Raw genomic sequence first — 17,805 nt, forward strand, 5'->3', positions numbered from 1 at the left:
CAAGTGCGATCGTGGGTGGATAGTCGCCCGAGCCTCTCAGCATTACTGCTTGAACAACGCCTGTCACAGAAGCTTCATCAGCATTTTATGCTGTAACGACTTGTCGAGTCGCTAGATCCAACTCTGCATCCGGCCGATCTTTGCCATTTTCTGGTTGACGAGGTGGGCGTCGTTGCTGCCGAACCTTTTGTCTCGCGCAACGCCCGCGGCGTGGTCAGCGACGTGGGACCGAAGCCACACGCGACGACAGGCGGTTGTACGAAACAGGGCAGTTCTCGACATCGAGCTCTGCTGCACGTCCCGTCAAGTGACACGGGGAGCCAATCGATGGAGCGGCGGGCATTACATCTTGACCGAATCCGTGGATCAACGTCGGCCTGCATATCGCATAGGCAAAAAATGTATCGGAAGTAGGCAACTAATCTTTTGATCGCAATGCACAATGCGAAGGTTGACGGTTTTTCGATACAAATCGACGATTTGTCGAAATCCCACAAGCGCAATTGCGGTTAGCTTTTACCACGCGATTGTCATCACCCCGCAAACGACGGTGATACGCGCCGCAGAAGACTGCCATACTTGGGAGATACGCGATGTCGACAACCTCTCTCGACAGAATAGATATCAAGATCCTCAACGAGCTCCAGCAGAATGCGAGCTTGACCAATGTCGAGCTCGCATCACGCGTCAATCTTTCGCCGTCGCCGTGTCTGGCACGCGTCAGAACACTCGAAAAACTCGGCGTGATCGATCGACGGATCGCCCTTCTCGATCCCGCCGTGCTCGGCATTGGTGTAACGGCTTTCATCCAGATCAAGCTGGAAAAGCAGGTCCAGACGTCCCTCGAGAATTTCACCCGATCCATCGACCGGCTGGCCCAGGTAATGGAATGCTATCTCATGACCGGTGAGAGCGACTACATGCTCCGCGTCATGGCGGCCGACATCGAAGATCTCGAAGACCTGATTGTCAACAAACTATCCCGCATTCCCGGCGTCAGCAGCATTCGATCAAATCTGGCCCTCAAGCGCATTTCGCACAAGACCGTGCTGCCGATCGACGCCAATCGGCCGGTCACCGTCAAGGCTTGCGCCACCCCCTCGCGCCCTCTGGAGCGCTCACCAAGACCCCGATACGACCCAACCGGTCCTTTGCTGTCCGATGCGCCGATCGGGCTCGACACCAATCGTCCCAGCTACAGCGTGGAAAGGCTATGAGGCGCCCCGCCATGGGCTCCGGCCAGTTGGCAATAATGGTGAAGTTAAGATCGGCAGAGTGCTCGAGCGGCGCTGCGAGCCTGACAATCCGCACACGACCCAACGCGAGCACCCGTCGGTTCCAGCGAGCAGAGCGACCGAGATGACGGGATCGATCGAAGCGGCCCTGCAGGCGCTCGCCGACGGCGAAATCGTCGTGGTCACCGACGACGACGATCGCGAGGGCGAAGGGGACCTCGTCGTTGCCGCCTCGCGGTGTACGGCTGCGAAGATGGCCTTCATCATTCGCCATACATCGGGAATCGTCTGCGCTCCGATTACCCTCGAAGACGCGAGACGCCTGCGGCTTGACCCGATGGTTGTCAACAACGACTCGGCTCACACCACGGCGTTCACCGTGTCAGTGGACTACCGGCCGGATAACGGTACGGGCATCTCGGCCGAAGAGCGGGCCTCGTGCTGCCGTGCACTCGCCAACCCCAACGTCGGCGCCGGCGATTTTTGCCGGCCGGGACACGTTTTCCCGCTGATCGCAAAAGAAGGTGGCGTACTCATGCGCTCGGGTCACACCGAGGCCGCCGTCGACCTGTGCAGACTGGCAGGTCTCGAGCCGGTCGGTGTCATCAGCGAACTGATGAACGACGATGGCTCGGTGATGAAGGGTCCGCAAGTCGCGGCGTTCGCCGACAAGCACAAGCTGAAACAGGTCACCATCGCAGACCTCATCAGCTTCCGGCAGGCCCGCGAGACGCTGATCGAGCGCGTCTCGAGCGTCACGGCGGAGAGCTCGATCGGCCCGCTCCAGGGCTATTCGTATCGCTCGCCGTTCGACCCCATTCATCACGTCGCCTATATCTACGGAGAACTGGGCGACGGCACCAACGTCCTCACGCGCTTCTATAAACCCAACATCCTGCGCGATTTGTTCTCGGGTCAGGAACAGGCCAAGATGAACGTCATTCTGCAACGCTTCAAGGATAATGGCAGCGGCGTGCTCGTCTATCTGCGCGACGGCGCGGCGGGCGTTCCGCCTGCGCCGCTAGGCCCGATCAGTTCGCGCGAAGACGACCGTAATCGGCAATGGCGCGAGATCGGTGTCGGCGCCCAGATCCTGCGGGATCTCAAGATCAGCTCCATCCGTCACCTCACGTCGTCGACGCATCACTTCAAGGGACTGTCAGGCTTCGGCATCGAGATCGTCCGAAACGAAGCGCTCTAACTCCAGCCATCCGCGTTTCGAAAGTCCATTGAGCGCGTCCCGCACCTCAGGCATCCGGCGAAGCTTGCAGTTCGTATCGCGGCAGGTCTCCCCCGGGCCAGTCTGGCCGGCCTCGCGCTCGGAGAAGTAGCGCGCCGGCGATTTGCCAAGCGCCTTCTTGAACATGGTGATGAACGCGCTCACCGACTCGTAGCCGAGCGCCTCGGACACGGACTGAACCGTGTTGCCAGCAGACAATTTCTGGATGGCGACGATGATCTGAAGCTGCTGACGCCAGCGACTGAAGGTCATGCCGGTCTCGGCGAGCACAATGCGCATCAGCGTCCGCTCGCCGAGCGCGACGGCTTGCGCCCACTCCGCCACGGTCCTACGGTCGGCCGGATTGTCCATCAAGGCATCGGCGATCATACGCAGTTTCGAACTCCGCGTGATCGGAAGATGCAGCCGTTCGGTCGGCATGGCGATCAACTCGTTGAGGAGCACCGCGGCGATCTGCGCGGGCGGGCCGTCGGGATCGTAGAGCGGGGGCAGCGTCGCCATCCGATGGATCAGCTCGTGCAACAGCGGTGAGATCGACAGCGTGCAGCATTCCTGCGGCACGCTCGCCGCATCCATGTCCACATAGAGAAACAGCAGGCTGGCGTTGCCGCTGACGCGATTGCTGTGGGGCATACCGCCGGGAATCCAGACGCCGCAGCGCGGCGGGACCATCCACAGGCCGCTCGGCACTTCGCACGTCACACCGCCGCGCTGGGCGAGGACGAGCTGTCCCTTGCGATGGATGTGAACCGGCAGCTCGTCCTCCTGCTCCCGGGTATCCACCATGCCGGCCACGATCGGACGGTCCAAAATGTCAGGATCGAACCGCCGATAGTGCTGATAGAGCGTGCCGCGCATTGTCATCCTTTAGCAATTAATTGGCAGAATAACGAAATTCTCTCGACGCAGCAACGCCTATGGTCTCCGTGCTTCACGGACGATCACATCATGCCTTCACCATTTCTGTCTCGGCTTCTCGCAACAGCAGCGCCCGGCCGGCTCGATCCGAAATGGGCGCTGTTCTCTTCGAACTCCTTCATCGCGGCAATGCTCGCGATCTATTTTGCCTTCCGGCTCGGATTGGAGCGGCCGTATTGGGCGATGCTCACGGTCTATCTGACCGCACAGCCGTTCGCCGGCGCGGTTCGGTCACGCGCCGTCTACCGCTTTGTCGGGACATTGCTGGGCGCCTGCGTGGCGCTGGCGCTGGTCCCGATCCTGGTCGATCAACCCGCGTTATTGTCGGTTGCCGTTACCGCATGGGCCGGACTCTGCCTCTATATCTCCTTGCAGGATCGCACGCCGCGCAGCTATGCTTTCCTGCTGGCAGGCTACACCGCGACGACAATCGCGTTCTCGAGCGTCAACGTTCCGGCGATGGTATTTGTGACCGCGCTGTCGCGTGTCGAGGAGATCCTGCTCGGCATCGGCTGTGCGACCTTGGTGCACACCCTGCTGTTCCCGAGCGACGTCACTACTCCTGTGCTGAAATCCCTCTGCGCCGCATTGTCGGACGCCTTCGCCCGGACCACCGATGTGCTCTGCGCGCGCGTCGACAAGGCACCGAATACGGGTGTGCATGGTCTTGATGATGTCGCCGCGCATGCCGAGATCGCGCAAGCTGCGCTCGGCCTCGAGCCCAACCATCCATTCCCCCGATGCGGCAGATGCGGCGAGGCCCATCTTCTCCAAATGTTGAAGGCGACCGACCATCAGGCGCCGGATCTCGGGATCGGACTGGCCGGGGTTCTCTGGGCGAAGATCGATCGAGCCGGTCTCATCTGCCGCCAGCCGGATCTCCCGATCGAGCCGCGTCCTGTGCCGGCGCTTCATGCAGATTCCCGGCGTCGGTCCGATCGCGGCGCTGAGCTTCATGACCGCGGTAGCCCAGCGCTAATCTGTCGTCACCTGCACCGCGACTACTGCGCCGGTTTCAACCGCAGCCGCTGCGTGATCTTCGCCAAACCCGACGTGGAAGTCGGTCTCGCTAACCCACATCCGGTGCAGAATGCTTGCCAGCTTCCGTGCCACCGCGGTGATCGCGCACAGCATGCTCGACCGTTTGGCGATCCGCAGGCCCCATGCCCGCAGTGCCGATCATTCCTGACCCGCAGCAGCAGGCTTGCGGCCGCCTCGCAAAGCGCCTCGCGTACGGCGACGTCGCCTCGTTTGCTGATGCGTCCTTCGTAATCGATCGACGTGCCGGACTGGTGATCCCGCCGCTAACCGCTGCGCGCCGTAGCGTACAAATCGGACGGACCGGCCTTTTGTTTGGCACCGTAGGCGATATGGATCAACGCATCCCGGACAGTTGAGCAACGCGCAGATGGCGTCGAAACAAGTCAACAGCAACCTCGTCAGCTACCACAAATCCAGCGCCTTCCTAGGAGGCCCGCATCGACACCAAGGTCGCGCCATGGAAATGCCCATCTCGCTCAACGGCGCTCGATCCGATTCTGGCCGGGATCATCGGAGCACGTGCAGGAACCATGGTTGACAATGATAACAACGAGCGGCGCCGACTCGTCGAGTTCAAGGACGGTTGCCGCTATGGCAAATTCTGAAAGACTAAGGCCTACGAGCTGATCGCCCACGAGAGGATCAGGGCCTACAAGATGGGGGGCAAGACCATGATCGACCTCGACAGCGTGGATGAATATCACGCTTCGCTGCCGAGGCTCGAAACGAGGGCGAGCTAGGCCGCCGTCTGCGTAGCGAAACGGCGGGCGCATCGTCGCTCAGGCTATCAAGGCGATCAACTTTATGTTGTATTAAACGCACCGTTCGGCCCGCTAGGCCGCACGGTTACAGATGCCTGGTTCTTATTGTCCCAAAGCTGGCGCCGTACCACCTCGTCGCGCAGTGGCGCTCTTTTTCTCCGTACTATGGGCGAGCTGGGCTTCCGACTACATCGTCGTCGAACGCGACCTACTCGCTCAGCAGGTCGACGCGGTCGAGCGGACGCGTGCGCGCGGTGGTCGCCGCCGGGGCATTATCGCAGTCCATGGTCCGCAGCGCCTTGTTCAGTGTTTTCGGACATTAGGACGCTCTCGTCATTGGACGCCCAGCAGATCGCGGATCAGCGTCGCGCGATCCCGCGTTATCGATACCGGTTTCGCGTGCACGCGACATAGGCCCGCCCTTAACCTCGCGTTACGTTAGGTCGAGTCCCCGCTGGGACTTCGAGTCAGAACCGGGTTCGATTCCGGTCGGGGGCGATTTTGGAGACCGGAACGCGATGAGCGGTGCCTGCTGCCGAGGCAGCCTGCAGTTTTATTTTTGCCAGTAAATACAGTGCATCATATTGTTGTATTCCTGTGTCGGCAGCCCTCGATCGCGTTGAAAACACACGCAAAAATTCACCGCCTCCGTCCGTTTGGTGGCATTTTGTTGGTATCGGGAGAACAAACAATCGCGGCGATTTTTCGCCATTCCGAACAAGGGAATTGAGCAGATGGCCCGCCAGAACGATGGCGCGTGGCCAAGCTGATCAGGACCAACGTCGATCGACGCGCCGCCTGACATCTTTTCAGATTGAAGGGCCGACGTTTCGGCAAGCGTTGAGCAGTTTCGGATGAGACGAAGCCCTCACAAAGCGCAATCGGTTCAAAAATTACCGGCGACCAAATCGTAAGAGCCCCTACTGCCGCGGACGTACACCTTGGCAGCGGCGGCGCATATCAAGTCGCGATTGCAATCGAACACGCGGAGAAAGCCCGTTTCATCGTAACCGGCATCTGGTTGAATTCGCTTCAGCGCATCTTCGTCGATGAAAAACGATGCCTCGATAGCGCTGTCGTGTCCCCAGAATCGTACGGCACGCCGCGTGCGGTCGTATGAACGGCTATGGTTTGGAAACTCGATCATATGGTCGGGGCCGATCAGTTGTCGGTGAAGGAGACTTCCTTGCCGACTTATCCGATTTTGCGCCGGTCGATGGCCAATCTGCATCGACGCTCGCAACGGCCAAGCATGGCGAGGGGGAAAGAGCGTTAAGGCGATTGCGCCAACCCTTAAGTGGCTACGTTGAAAGCGAACTACAACTCTGCTCGCCCCTGTCACAGCAAATAGTTCTGCTTGACCTCGTTATTCCGCCGATGGGCATTATATCTCGAATATCACCGCGAGTTCACGGCTGTTATCGGTGACTGAGAGCATCGTGCTCCCGCCGCGACCAAGAGGCGGTCAATATGTCGAACATCTCCAAATTCGGACTCCGCGAGTGGCTGGTACCGCCGGTCCTGCTGCCGATCTTCTTCGCGCTTGTGATCGCTGGTGCGGTGCTCATTCAGTGGTAGTTGCTCGCCTGCGCGGGCCCGCGCCGCCAGCGCCAAAAGTCTCTGCATGATGGAACATTTCAGCAGCACGAGGGATACCCCAGCGAGGCAGCCATCGGGGGACGAGATGCCTAGGATCAACTCGCACCCGCATTGCGGAGAGTTACCGATGACGTTCGGTCCGTCACGCAGTCCAGCCATCGTTCTCGTCGTAGAAGACGAGATGGTGCTCCGCATGCGCGCAGTTGGCATGGTGGAAGACGCCGGCTACACGCCGTTGGAAGCGCGGGATACCGACGAAGCCCTCGCAATCCTGAGCTCCAGATCCGACATCGCGCTCGTTTGCGCCGACATCCAGCTGCCGGGCAGCATGGACGGCATGGGCCTCGCGCGTACCGTGCGTAAACGGTGGCCGGCGATCGATATCATCCTGATGTCCGAGCAATTGAACCCGCCCAGCATCGATCTTCCCCCCCGCAGCAGATTCTACGGTAAGCCGCTCCAAGCCTGGCAGATCATAGCTGGGATTCGCACGATGATTGGCCACGCCTGAGGCGCCCAACATCGCCCGACCATCCGCGTCAAGCGGCCATCCTAACTAGCCCTCACCTCTCGTCGATCGGCAACATTATGGCGATCTTCCTCGTCCGGCATGTCACAACATATCGGTACCGGCGTGCGGTCAGGCTGGGCCGACATCAACTGATGGCGCGCCCGCGCGACAGTTTCGACCAGCGACTGATTGATTTCTCGCTCGATGTGACGCCCGCGCCCTCGGAGGTGAGGTGGCTGCACGACGTCTTCGGGAATTGTGTTGCGCAGGTCGAATTTGCCTGTGACAGCGACTACTTGCGATTCGAGTGTATCATCAAGGTCGACCACACGCCGGAGAATGCGCCCGACTTCAGAATTGAGGCCCACGCGAAGGACCATCCATTTGCGTATCAGGATGATGAGGCGCCGGACCTGGCACCCTATGTTCAAAGATGGTTCTCGCACCCGGAAGATCATCTCGGCCGGTGGCTGGATACGTTTCTCGTGCGCGGGACCAGACGCCGTACGGGCCAGGTCCTGATGACCCTCAATGAAGCAATCTCGGATGGCTTTGCATATGACCGCCGCACGGCGCCAGGAACGCAAAGTCCCTCCACGACACTTGAACGCAGGAAGGGCAGCTGTCGGGACTTTGCCGTCTTGATGATTGAAGCCGCGCGAAGCCTAGGTTTCGCCGCACGCTTTATCACCGGCTATATCTACGTACCGGATCGCGATGGTCCAGCCTGGCTGGGCGGGGGAGCCACTCATGCCTGGTGTCAGATTTACGTCCCCGGCTCCGGCTGGGTCGAGTTCGATCCGACCAATGGGATCGTCGGAAACCGAGATCTGATCCGCGTGGCGGTGGCCAGGGTCCCGAGCCAAGCTGTTCCCCTGTTTGGCAGTTATTGGGGAACTCGCGAGGATGAGCTTGGAATGGACGTGGACGTGAACGTCAAAACGACGTCAGCTCTGTCATAGAGTTGCTCAATGAACGGACAGGAACACGGCAACTACTAACGCGTTGGCACTTTTGCAGTGCTGCGCTGTGTCGACGAGCCATGCTCACGATTAGCAGCCGCGGGAATTTGTCGACTTTGGAGGACGCCGCGTGAAGATCCGGGTCGGCTATGAGATGATCTACGACTTTCCGCAGCCCACGCCCATGATCATGGTCCTGGGCGTTCATTTTTCCCGGGCATCGGACGTTATCGTCCCCGATTATCTGACCACCACGCCCTCGGTTGCGATCGTCCCCTATCGTGACGGCTTCGGTAACTGGTGCAGCCGCATCGTTGCGCCAGCGGGTCGAATGCGCCTGGCGGCTGACGGGATCGTTCGCGACACGGGCTTGCCGGACGTCGTTGTGCCCTCGGCTACCCAACACGCGGTCGAGGACTTGCCGGCAGAGACGATCGTGTATCTGCTCGGCAGCCGCTATTGCGAAACCGACCAGCTGTCCGATGTCGCGTGGAAACTCTTCGAGAAGGTCTCGCCCGGATGGGCCCGTGTTCAGGCGATCTGTGATTTCGTTCACAATCACATTGAATTCGGCTATGAGCACGCGCATGCAACCAAGACGGCCCGGGACGTCTTCAACGAGCGCAAGGGCGTGTGCCGGGACTTCGCGCATCTGGCCGTCACGTTCTGTCGCTGCATGAACATTCCCGCCAGATACTGCACCGGCTATCTCGGCGACATTGGTATGCCTCCCCCTTATGCCCCAGGGGACTTCGCGGGATGGTTCGAAGCCTATATCGGCGGGCGTTGGTACACATTCGATCCACGCAACAACGTCCCCCGGATTGGACGTGTGCTGATTTCTCAAGGACGTGACGCTGCCGACGTGCCGATTACCCAGACGTTTGGCCCCAACACCTTGGTCAGCTTCAAAGTGTGGACCGACGAGATCCCTTCTTCCTGAGCACAGGATACAGCGAGTCTGGACCCTGAATCGCTTGGAGAAATGATCGCGGACTTGCGACGGGATTTGTCAGTACGAAACCGAGTTGGGCCTCTGCCGGAACGAATGTCGGTGGCGCAACTTGGTAAGCACGACCGGATGCAAACGCCCCCCAAAGCATCCGAGGAAATGACGGCCTCATTGCGCCCCCACGCTCTGGGGCCGTCGCTTGGGACGGTCCCTCTAGTCGCGCTCTCTCAGCACAGGCTTCTCGTGCAACACCGCACTCAACAACGAGTTGTGGACTTCGATGTGGCCGTTATAGCTGATGAGCCCCAATCTTCGAAACTTGTTCATGAAATAGCTGACCCGCGATCGTGTCGTTCCGATCATTTCAGCCAATGTCTCCTGATTGATGCTCGCGCTGATCGGCTGCGGACTGCCTTCCTTGCCGAAATTGGCGAGGAGCAACAGCAGACGAGCAAGCCGCCGTTCGCTGGAATTGAATAGCTGGTCGATCAGGTCCTCCTCGATCCGGCTATTTCGGGTCAAGAGATACGAAATGAACAGCTGGGAGAATTTCGGCTCGTCACGAATAGCCGACATCATCGATTCTCTGGTTATCGATGTGATGACGCAATCTTCCATCGCCGCTGTCGTCGACATCCGCAGAGGGTGACCATTCATGCACCCCTCGCCGAAGAACTGACCGGGCTCGAGAATGGCGACGACTGCTTCTTTGCCCTGCTCCGAAACGACCGTCAGCTTGACCTTGCCGCTTTGAATGTAGAACACTGAGTCAGCAGGGTCGCCTTGCTGAAACACAAGCTGGTTCTTGCGAAACGTCAGAATGGCTTTGCCGGTGCCCACCCTGGCGAGAAATTTCTGGGGGTCGAACATGTCCTTGGTCGACTTCGCCACGCGTGGACTCCCTTGGATCGACGAGACTTGCCCGCTTCGATCGATTGCCAAGCGAACGACTTTCTCGACCAAGCGACGAACAGCCGCTTCTTGCCGGCTGGAACTTGCGGGAGCGGACCCGTTGGGCAGACTTTACTCCTTGATTGTTCGCAATTCTAGGGAAGAGCCACTTTCCAAGCGGCGCGGCTCACTGTGCGCCCATCAGCGGGCGTTTTCGGTCATCTCAGACGAGGAGGCGCTGGCCCTGTGCGCGGCACGATCTTAAGGTGGAGCATAGAAGCCCGGCGGCGCGACGCGCTGGTCAATATAGCTCACCATGGAGAGGTTGACGGGATTATTGTAGAAGGCAGCAGCGACACGACTCTTTACTGAGTCTGCTTTGCATCCCTCGTTATTCGACCCTCCCATACCCATATCCTATCCTGTGTCTCTGATCGTGCCAGCCGGCAGGAGAGTGGCACCAGCTGCAGATATGAACAGTGGTCGACAATAGGAGGATGCCATGTCACTTGCGCAACTTCGGATCGATGACGGACCGCACACCATGGACGGGCTCCGGCTCATTGCGCGGGACGACAACAAACAGGTCGAGGCGTTCATGAGTCGGAAAGTGATGGACATCTGGGCGGAATCTGTCGAGCATCGCGGAGGACGCCAAAGTCTTTTCCGAGGTCAATACAACGCGCTCGGAAGACTGAACCTGCCCGCACTGCAACGGATTGTGCGCGCGAAATACGAGCGAGGTATCGCGTTCAACCGCCAACATCCCTTCGTCGAGGTTCTGTTCTCTGACATCGCCGAAAGTGGCGAGACTTTGAATCTAAGTGAACTGGTTCGAGAGACACTGCCGCCGGCATTTCACAGGCTGACCTAGGATCCTGAACGCTGTGACCGAAGCGTACGCTCCCGGCTGTCCTAGATGGGTTCAGGACAATTACTTGCAAGTTGAGCAATATTGACCAGCGGGGGGGCATCAAGCCAGGTTCCATTATGGCTTCCGTAGCTCTTCAGTGAAGGAGAGCCAGCACGCCGCCTATCCATGGTTGATGTCATGCGGTCACTTCTGCGCAAGCGAACAGACAAACAAATCGGCTACAGCATCTCGCAACTTGTTCAATTGCGCCATCAGATGCTCCGGTTTGCTCGGACGCTCCCGCCGGGACCTGACCGGAATCAGCGGCGGCAAATCGCGTCTTCCTTGCGAAGCCTTGCCAGACGCACGCGGTGAACCGGCTGTCTCCAGCCAGCAAAGTCAAACATTGCAAGGCAAGACACGTTCCTCATGCCCTTTCTGATCCCGGGAGCGCACCGGGGTATCCCGCTGAGAGCTCGAACGTCCAAACAGGTCCGTTTCCCCTCTAGGGCTCGCAAACCGGACTGCGCCCCGGCAACTGCGGAAAGCTTGCAAGAATGATGCATGATTCAAAGGGGTCGGATGGCAAATGTAATCGAACGGAATAACGTCCAGGTTCGTGGCGCGGGCGACAGGGCGATGGTCTTCGCCCACGGCTTCGGGTGCGATCAGAACATGTGGCGGTTCGTGGCTCCGGCGTTCGAAAAGGACTTCATGACCGTTGTGTTCGACCACGTCGGCGCCGGCGGATCCGATCTGTCGGCCTACGACAGGGCCAAGTATTCGACCTTGTCGGGTTACGCCGACGACGTGGTCGAAATCGGCACCGAACTTGGTTTGAAGGATTCCGTCTTCGTCGGACATTCCGTCAGCAGCATGATCGGCGTGCTGGCCGCGCGACAAGCGCCAGGCACGTTCGGCAAGCTCGTGCTCATCGGCCCTTCAGCCCGCTACATCGACGACGAAGGATATGTTGGCGGGTTCAGTGCCAAGCAGATCGATGAATTGCTCGAATTTCTCGAATCCAACCACATGGGTTGGTCGGCGCAGATGGCACCTATGATCATGGGCAATTCCGACCGGCCGGCTCTCGGTCAGGAGCTCACGAATAGCTTCTGCCGCACGGATCCCGATATTGCCAAAGCGTTCGCCCGAGTGACTTTCACCTCCGACAACCGTAAGGATCTCGCGGAGGTCTCCGTTCCGACCCTCGTCCTCCAATGCAGCGAAGACATCATCGCCTCCCAGGAGGTCGGCGATTTCGTTGCCCGTAGTATCCCCGGCGGTCGAATGATCGTCCTGAACGCGACCGGGCATTGCCCGAACCTCAGTGCGCCCGACGAGGTCATCGCGGCGATTCGAGCCTTCGTCTCGTGAGCGTCTCCGGTCCAGACTTCGAGGACATGGTCAACAACGCCCCGTGCGGGTACGTCACCCTGCACCCGAACGGCCGCATTGAGCATGTCAACCCGACCTTGCTGGCGTGGAGCGGGCACCCGGCAGACCAGATGGTCGGCAAGCGTTTCACCGATTTCCTGACCATGCCAGGCCGCATCTACTACGAAACTCATATCGCGCCGCTGCTGCGGATGCAGGGCTTCTTCAACGAATTCGCTATCGACATGGTGACCACTGCCGGTGAGCCGCTCCACATGATCGCCAACGCGAACGAGCGCCGCGATGCGGATGGAAAGCTGCTGCTGATCCGTCTTGCGTTGATCAAGGCGACCGACCGACGGCGCTACGAACAGGAGCTCCTCGCCGGCCGAGAATTGGCCATTGCTGCCGAAAGGGCGACGCAAGAAGTGCTGCTGCTCGAGCACGAAACCTCCGAACTGCGGGAACAGTTCATCGCCGTACTTGGTCACGATCTTCGCAATCCTCTCGCCTCCATCAGCGCCGGCGCGAGACTTCTCGGCCGTACCGTGCAGAATGAGAAGGAGCAGCAGATCGTCGCCATGATGCAGACGACGGTCATGCGCATGGCCTCGATGATCGACAACGTCCTCGACTTTGCACGCGGTCGTCTGGGCGGTGGCATTACCCTGGAATATGATGCGAAAGGACCGCTGGAGCCCGTCCTTGCCCAGGTGATCGACGAACTGAGGCTGGCTTCGCCCGGTCGCGTCATCGAATTCGAGTTTGCCGTCGACGGGCCGGTAAACTGCGATCGCATCCGCATCGGCCAGCTCCTTTCCAACTTGCTCGGCAACGCCGTGACGCATGGCACGGCCAACAAGCCCATCACCGTTCACGCCGAGACGCGAAATGGATTGTTCGAGCTCTGGGTCGCCAATGCGGGTGAGGCTATTCCGCAAACGGTGATGGACAAGCTGTTCGAACCGTTCTTCCGCGGCAAGGCCCGTGCGAGCAAGCAAGGGCTTGGACTTGGGCTGTACATCGCCTCTCAGATCGCAAAGGCGCATGGGGGCGCATTGACCGTCGCATCGACCCCCGCGGAGACCCGCTTTAGTTTCTCAATGCCGCTGGCGTAACCTGCATGCTGCAATGGCCGCCTTCCGACGGCGCGGTCCTCAATCTTCTCCCAAGAGCGACACCGGACTAGCCTTCGAGGACGTGCCCCAAAGCTCTTAGCGGACGCACGCGATCGCTGACGATCTTGAGGATGGCCAGCATCGGAACAGCCAGGATCGCGCCAGGCACGCCCCACATCCAGAACCAGAACACCAGCGACAGGATGACCAGCACCGGGTTCAGCGTGAAGCGTCGGGCAAGCAACATGGGTGTCAGGGTTTCGCCTTCGGCGAGGTGGATGCAGAAGTAGAGGGCCGGCGGCAGCAAGGCCCACCACAAGCTGTCGAAGCTCAACATTCCGGCCAGGAGGAAGATGACGGTGCCTAACAGTGGGCCCAGAATCGGAACGTAGTTGAGCAGGAAGGCCGCGGCTCCCCACAACAAGGGGTCTCCAAGCCCGCAGAAATACATCGCAACCGCCGTTGCAGCTCCCACCGCAGCGTTCATGGTAGTGATTGTGAGCAGATAGGCAGATATGTCCGCTTCGATCTGCTGGGAGATGTCCACCGCCTGCCTCTTGTCGCGAAAACTTGGGAGGACCTCGACGATACGTCGCAGAAAAACGTCGCCTGCGACCAGGAGAAAGTAGAGCACCAGAACCGTGGTGAACAGGCCGTCGATGACAGCCCGCGTTCCAGCGAAGAGCGCGCCGGTCAGGCCGAGATCGCTGCGGACCGAAACCGTGGCTCCCTTTTTCTCGGGAGCGTCAGCGACGTGCTCGGCCTGCTGGATGACTTTCTGCAGCGCTTCGATCGGGCGCTTTAGAACGACCAGATGAGTTTCGAGGCGAGGCAGGCCCTCCGGCAATTTCTCCGCCCAAGACGCTGCCGGTAGCGACAAGGCTGCCACGAAGCCCACGAGCGCTCCGACGACCACCAGGATCGCCAAGAGTGCTCCTATGGCACGCGGAAGACCTATACGCTCAAGCAGATGCACGACGGGGTGCAGAATGAGCTGCAGCACGAAGGCGAGCACCACGGGCAATATGATCGAGCTTGCCACATGGATGGCTGCGAGCACGGCCAGTGTTAGCAGACTACCGAGAAAGAACGTCTGCGGGCTGGACGGCAGCGGCATTTCGATATCGTCGGCCGCCTGCGGTGGCGAGGCAACCGGTTCCGGTACGCCGACATTCTGCCCTGGGGACCAGGGGGGCTCATGCGGCAACTTTGACAGCGAGACCACGACGCTTTTCTCCATCCCGATCCAGGGGCCTGCCCCAACCCGCTGAGTCAGCTTCGCACCGGTCGGAAGGGCGCGATGCGGCTGCAGGAGCCTCTAGCCGGATAAGCAGTCGGTCCGGCTGGACGGTTCGGCCGCGGCGGGCCTCTTCGCCAACTGAAGAATAAGGAGAACACGTGGCCCCGCCGGAGCGTTCCTAGGCGCTCGCGAACCGATGCGGCGCATTCCCGCCAATCTCGGTCTCGGCAGCGGCTTCATCGATGGCCGCCAGCAACCGAGCCGTGGCAGACTGTTGGATCATGTGCCCTGCCCCAGCGACGCGGTGCAGCTTGCTGTGAGTGACTTCGCCGTGAAGTCTGACCGATTGCTTGTTGATGTCGATGAGGCGATCATCATCGCCGGCGATGATGATGATGGGCATCCTAAGTTGGTCGTAGGTCTTGGACGAGGCAAATGCGGCGGGGATCATCAACGTTGCCTCCGCCGCGCTGGCACGCATCTGTGACGGTCGCAACGCCAATTCCTTGGGGAAGCCGACGAACTTGTCAGGGACTGGCCGCGGACCGAACATCTTGCGCAACATGGAAGGCCACAAGAGGCGGCTGACGATCGGCGAGATGGTGTGACTGATGGCATCGCCGATGCCGGGTATCGCTGACATCGAAGATGCCGCCGCGTCAGCACGAACGGTTGGAAAATAGTATCCCGACGCCAGCACCAAGGCTTCGACAAATGACGAATGTCTTGTCGCCAACGCAAGAGCGACCGCCGCACCCCATGAATGTCCAAGCACGATCGCCCGCTGAACGCTCAGACGATCAAGTGCCTTTCTGAACAGGTCTGCCTGTGCTTCCGGGGTCCAGATCACGTTTCGTGGCCGCGAGCTGTGTCCAAATCCGGGGCGGTCGAATACGATCACCCGAAACCTGTTGGCCGCGAGATCGATCAGGCCGCTTGATTCAAAATCCTGGATCATGCTGCCGTTGCCGTGCAGGAGCACAAGCGGACGCCCATTGCCACGTTCCACGTAGTGCAGTCGGACGCCATCGATCTCCAGGAACTGCCCACGAGGCGGGTTATCGCGTTCCGCTTTCTTGGCGACTCGCCCATTTACGATCGCTATGGCGCCGAGAAGGGAAGCCGCCCCAGCAAATGCCATAAGCGCGGGATGTCGCCGCAAGGCCGTGGTGTAGTCGGACCGGAGCGAGAGGGAGCGTGTTCGCGGGGATGCCATGTGCAGTACCTCAGGTGGCATGCACGATGACTCAGGCAAATTGAGAAATGTTGCAGGCTCATCCTCAACGGTCGCCGCCGAGTCTTCGTTCCAAACGCAACTTGGAGCGCCTCGTTGTCGCTCTCGCCGGTTCAAGATTACTCCGACTGATCAGCCCAGCGCTGAAGGCAATAAATGATGGCATGGAACATGTCGACGTTGGTCTTGTTCAACATTGTTACTCTTACCGAGAAAGCGACTGGATCGATGGCAAACAACAAAAACCCGGATGAGAAGCAGCCCGGTGAAAATCCGAAAGGTAAGTACCATTACAATCCGGGAAATATGGCGGGAAAAACGCCCGGTGACGCGGAGCAGACTGACGAAAATCGGGGCACTCCGTCTCGGCACAAAGAGAAGCCCGCCGAATAGGCCCGCGACTTTGCCCTCTTCGTAGCGGTCGCGGAATGAACCTGAAAGACCAACTCAGGCACCTTCCGAGAACCGGCTCATCGCAAGACGCGCGTCCGACGATGAGCCATCCCGGGTGGATGACGCAAGCTGAGGGGTCAGGTATCGCGCCATAGACCAATATGACAATCCCACGATGGGAGAGTTGTTCCTGTCAGAACGTGGCGAGGGCAAGCTTGTCCCGCCTCTGCCTGCGCTCCGAGACACAACTTGGCTGCCAGCGCCTGATGCCGCGATTAGGTTCTTTTGCTGGCATGCTGTCGGTCTTTGAGGCGCCGCCTGCCATGCTTTCGCTGCACAATGGGAGTTCATATGAAAATGCCTGTTCACTCATCTGAAGAGCCCGAGCCGAGAGCACCACGCGCTGATAGACTGCCGATGGAAGGATTTGCGATCGTTGTCGACGGGCACTTCAAGTCAAGGTTTGATACCGCGGAAGCCGCCGAGTCGTCGGGTCGCGCACTTAAATCGACCTACCCGATGCTCCGGATCGAAATTTATGACGCCGTGACAACCGCCCGAACCTTATTGGGCTGAGAAATCAACTCTCCGAGGATGCTCATCGGAGCGGAAAGGGCCTTGCTCGGCAAAGAGCCGCATCGTCGAGCAAACGGTGACGAGTTGTCTTCGCTACGGAGCGAAAGCCGGCGCACTCGGAGACATGCAGTGGGGGCGCAATCGAAGACGGCCGCTGGACACAGCGAACTATCTAACGCAGGCGCCACGCTGCCGCTCACCGCGAGCCGTTGCTCGGAATCACAATTCACGAAAAACAGTTGGCTGCGCCAACCGAAATTTAGAACCATCGGTCTACGATGACTATCCAAAGCCTAATCGGCGCAAGCCGCTGCCCATTGCCCTCACGTCTTACGACGGGCTTTGGTCGCAAGTCCGCTCCGGTATTACGAACCGCATCTGTCAGCATCTGACGGAGTTCAGCCTTCGTCGCCGCGTTGTCGATTTTTGCCAGTTTGTCATTCATTTTATATGAGAACGCCGGCGGAAAATGCCACTTTTTCGTTCAAGCTGGATTTCCGACGGCGACGAGCGCGGAAGGAAACCGGCATAGCGCGAAGGGCCATCTTCTTTGCGTTCTAAAAAACAACCCCGCGGCCGTTAAACCGGTCGCGGGTTTGCGAAGCCAGGGGCCCTGCCAGTACATCCGTGGTCAAAGCAGCATGGCATCCTATGCGCGCTTACGCGACACGCAGATTCTCTGCTGCGGACTTGCCGGTCCGGCGGTCAGCAACGACGTCGAAGGACACCTTTTGTCCTTCATCGAGACCGCTCATGCCGGCGCGTTCAACCGCGCTGATATGAACGAAGACGTCTTGGCTTCCTTGGTCTGGTTGAATGAAGCCGAAGCCTTTTTGGCCGTTAAACCACTTCACAGTTCCCGTATTCATGGGTGATCTTCCTTTGGGACAGGTGTTCGGAGCCG

General features: G+C 59.6%; 17 protein-coding genes and 2 pseudogenes. 11 read left to right on the top strand and 8 right to left on the bottom strand.

Annotated elements, in window-relative coordinates:
* Positions 1–659: 659 nt before the first annotated feature.
* A complete protein-coding gene (locus XH81_RS16045) occupies positions 660–1,217 on the top strand; it encodes an Lrp/AsnC family transcriptional regulator (RefSeq protein ID WP_240536499.1) in 558 nt (185 codons plus the stop codon).
* Between the two features lie 142 nt (positions 1,218–1,359).
* Complete coding sequence (gene ribB, locus XH81_RS16050) at positions 1,360–2,436, top strand: 3,4-dihydroxy-2-butanone-4-phosphate synthase (RefSeq protein ID WP_028140605.1); 1,077 nt, start codon at positions 1,360–1,362, stop codon at positions 2,434–2,436.
* Here the strand turns inward: ribB and XH81_RS16055 are convergent.
* Complete coding sequence (locus tag XH81_RS16055; protein WP_028140606.1) at positions 2,395–3,333, bottom strand: AraC family transcriptional regulator; 939 nt, start codon at positions 3,331–3,333, stop codon at positions 2,395–2,397. The two genes, ribB and XH81_RS16055, sit on opposite strands and share 42 nt — an antisense overlap.
* A 189-nt stretch (positions 3,334–3,522) precedes the next feature.
* Here XH81_RS16055 and XH81_RS16060 point away from each other — a divergent pair.
* Positions 3,523–3,981 (top strand): annotated as a pseudogene (locus tag XH81_RS16060) (FUSC family protein); the annotation flags it as partial.
* 69 nt (positions 3,982–4,050) lie between these two features.
* On the opposite strand, the pseudogene XH81_RS16065 reads toward XH81_RS16060, so the two are convergent.
* The 3 genes and pseudogenes from XH81_RS16065 to XH81_RS16075 all read right to left on the bottom strand — a co-directional run.
* Positions 4,051–4,290: pseudogene (locus tag XH81_RS16065) on the bottom strand (DUF3363 domain-containing protein); the annotation flags it as partial.
* Positions 4,291–4,394: 104 nt separating this feature from the next.
* Positions 4,395–4,670 carry a hypothetical protein gene (locus XH81_RS16070; RefSeq protein WP_085968048.1) on the bottom strand — a complete coding sequence of 92 codons (276 nt, stop codon included), beginning with the start codon at positions 4,668–4,670 and terminating at the stop codon, positions 4,395–4,397.
* Between the two features lie 1,411 nt (positions 4,671–6,081).
* On the bottom strand, positions 6,082–6,426 hold the full coding sequence (locus tag XH81_RS16075; RefSeq protein ID WP_049801955.1) for a DUF1488 domain-containing protein: 345 nt from the start codon (positions 6,424–6,426) through the stop codon (positions 6,082–6,084).
* Between the two features lie 495 nt (positions 6,427–6,921).
* Between XH81_RS16075 and XH81_RS16080 the strand changes: the two genes are divergently transcribed.
* The 3 genes from XH81_RS16080 to XH81_RS16090 all read left to right on the top strand — a co-directional run bounded on the left by XH81_RS16080 (position 6,922) and on the right by XH81_RS16090 (position 9,210).
* On the top strand, positions 6,922–7,305 hold the full coding sequence (locus XH81_RS16080; protein WP_028140609.1) for a response regulator: 384 nt from the start codon (positions 6,922–6,924) through the stop codon (positions 7,303–7,305).
* A gap of 77 nt (positions 7,306–7,382) precedes the next feature.
* The gene (locus XH81_RS16085; RefSeq protein WP_028140610.1) at positions 7,383–8,267 is read left to right on the top strand and encodes a transglutaminase family protein; all 885 of its coding nucleotides are present in this window, start codon (positions 7,383–7,385) and stop codon (positions 8,265–8,267) included.
* 130 nt (positions 8,268–8,397) lie between these two features.
* Positions 8,398–9,210, top strand: coding sequence for a transglutaminase-like domain-containing protein (locus XH81_RS16090; RefSeq protein ID WP_028140611.1), 813 nt, complete (start codon positions 8,398–8,400; stop codon positions 9,208–9,210).
* 222 nt (positions 9,211–9,432) lie between these two features.
* Here XH81_RS16090 and XH81_RS16095 read toward each other — a convergent pair whose 3' ends face one another.
* The gene (locus XH81_RS16095; RefSeq protein WP_028140612.1) at positions 9,433–10,110 is read right to left on the bottom strand and encodes a Crp/Fnr family transcriptional regulator; all 678 of its coding nucleotides are present in this window, start codon (positions 10,108–10,110) and stop codon (positions 9,433–9,435) included.
* A gap of 502 nt (positions 10,111–10,612) precedes the next feature.
* Between XH81_RS16095 and XH81_RS16100 the strand changes: the two genes are divergently transcribed.
* The 3 genes from XH81_RS16100 (at position 10,613) to XH81_RS16110 (ending at position 13,458) form a co-directional block, all read left to right on the top strand.
* A complete protein-coding gene (locus XH81_RS16100; RefSeq protein WP_028149229.1) occupies positions 10,613–10,984 on the top strand; it encodes a hypothetical protein in 372 nt (123 codons plus the stop codon).
* A 561-nt stretch (positions 10,985–11,545) separates the two neighbouring features.
* The gene (locus XH81_RS16105; RefSeq protein ID WP_028140614.1) at positions 11,546–12,340 is read left to right on the top strand and encodes an alpha/beta fold hydrolase; all 795 of its coding nucleotides are present in this window, start codon (positions 11,546–11,548) and stop codon (positions 12,338–12,340) included.
* A 26-nt stretch (positions 12,341–12,366) separates the two neighbouring features.
* On the top strand, positions 12,367–13,458 hold the full coding sequence (locus tag XH81_RS16110) for a PAS domain-containing sensor histidine kinase (RefSeq protein ID WP_049801957.1): 1,092 nt from the start codon (positions 12,367–12,369) through the stop codon (positions 13,456–13,458).
* 67 nt (positions 13,459–13,525) lie between these two features.
* On the opposite strand, the gene XH81_RS16115 is transcribed toward XH81_RS16110, so the two are convergent.
* Positions 13,526–14,698, bottom strand: a complete 1,173-nt coding sequence (locus XH81_RS16115; protein ID WP_038944704.1) for an AI-2E family transporter — start codon at positions 14,696–14,698, stop codon at positions 13,526–13,528.
* A 178-nt stretch (positions 14,699–14,876) separates the two neighbouring features.
* Positions 14,877–15,914, bottom strand: a complete 1,038-nt coding sequence (locus tag XH81_RS16120) for an alpha/beta fold hydrolase (RefSeq protein ID WP_028149230.1) — start codon at positions 15,912–15,914, stop codon at positions 14,877–14,879.
* 174 nt (positions 15,915–16,088) lie between these two features.
* Between XH81_RS16120 and XH81_RS16125 the strand changes: the two genes are divergently transcribed.
* Together XH81_RS16125 and XH81_RS16130 are read left to right on the top strand one after the other, a co-directional pair.
* Positions 16,089–16,325: a hypothetical protein gene (locus XH81_RS16125; protein ID WP_049810602.1), complete on the top strand. Its 237-nt coding sequence runs from the start codon at positions 16,089–16,091 to the stop codon at positions 16,323–16,325.
* Positions 16,326–16,676: 351 nt separating this feature from the next.
* A complete protein-coding gene (locus tag XH81_RS16130; RefSeq protein ID WP_028149231.1) occupies positions 16,677–16,901 on the top strand; it encodes a hypothetical protein in 225 nt (74 codons plus the stop codon).
* Between the two features lie 659 nt (positions 16,902–17,560).
* On the opposite strand, the gene XH81_RS16135 is transcribed toward XH81_RS16130, so the two are convergent.
* Complete coding sequence (locus XH81_RS16135; protein WP_014493181.1) at positions 17,561–17,770, bottom strand: cold-shock protein; 210 nt, start codon at positions 17,768–17,770, stop codon at positions 17,561–17,563.
* Positions 17,771–17,805 lie beyond the last annotated feature (35 nt).

Source organism: Bradyrhizobium sp. CCBAU 25360 (assembly GCF_028128695.1).
GTDB classification, from domain to species: domain Bacteria; phylum Pseudomonadota; class Alphaproteobacteria; order Rhizobiales; family Xanthobacteraceae; genus Bradyrhizobium; species Bradyrhizobium ottawaense.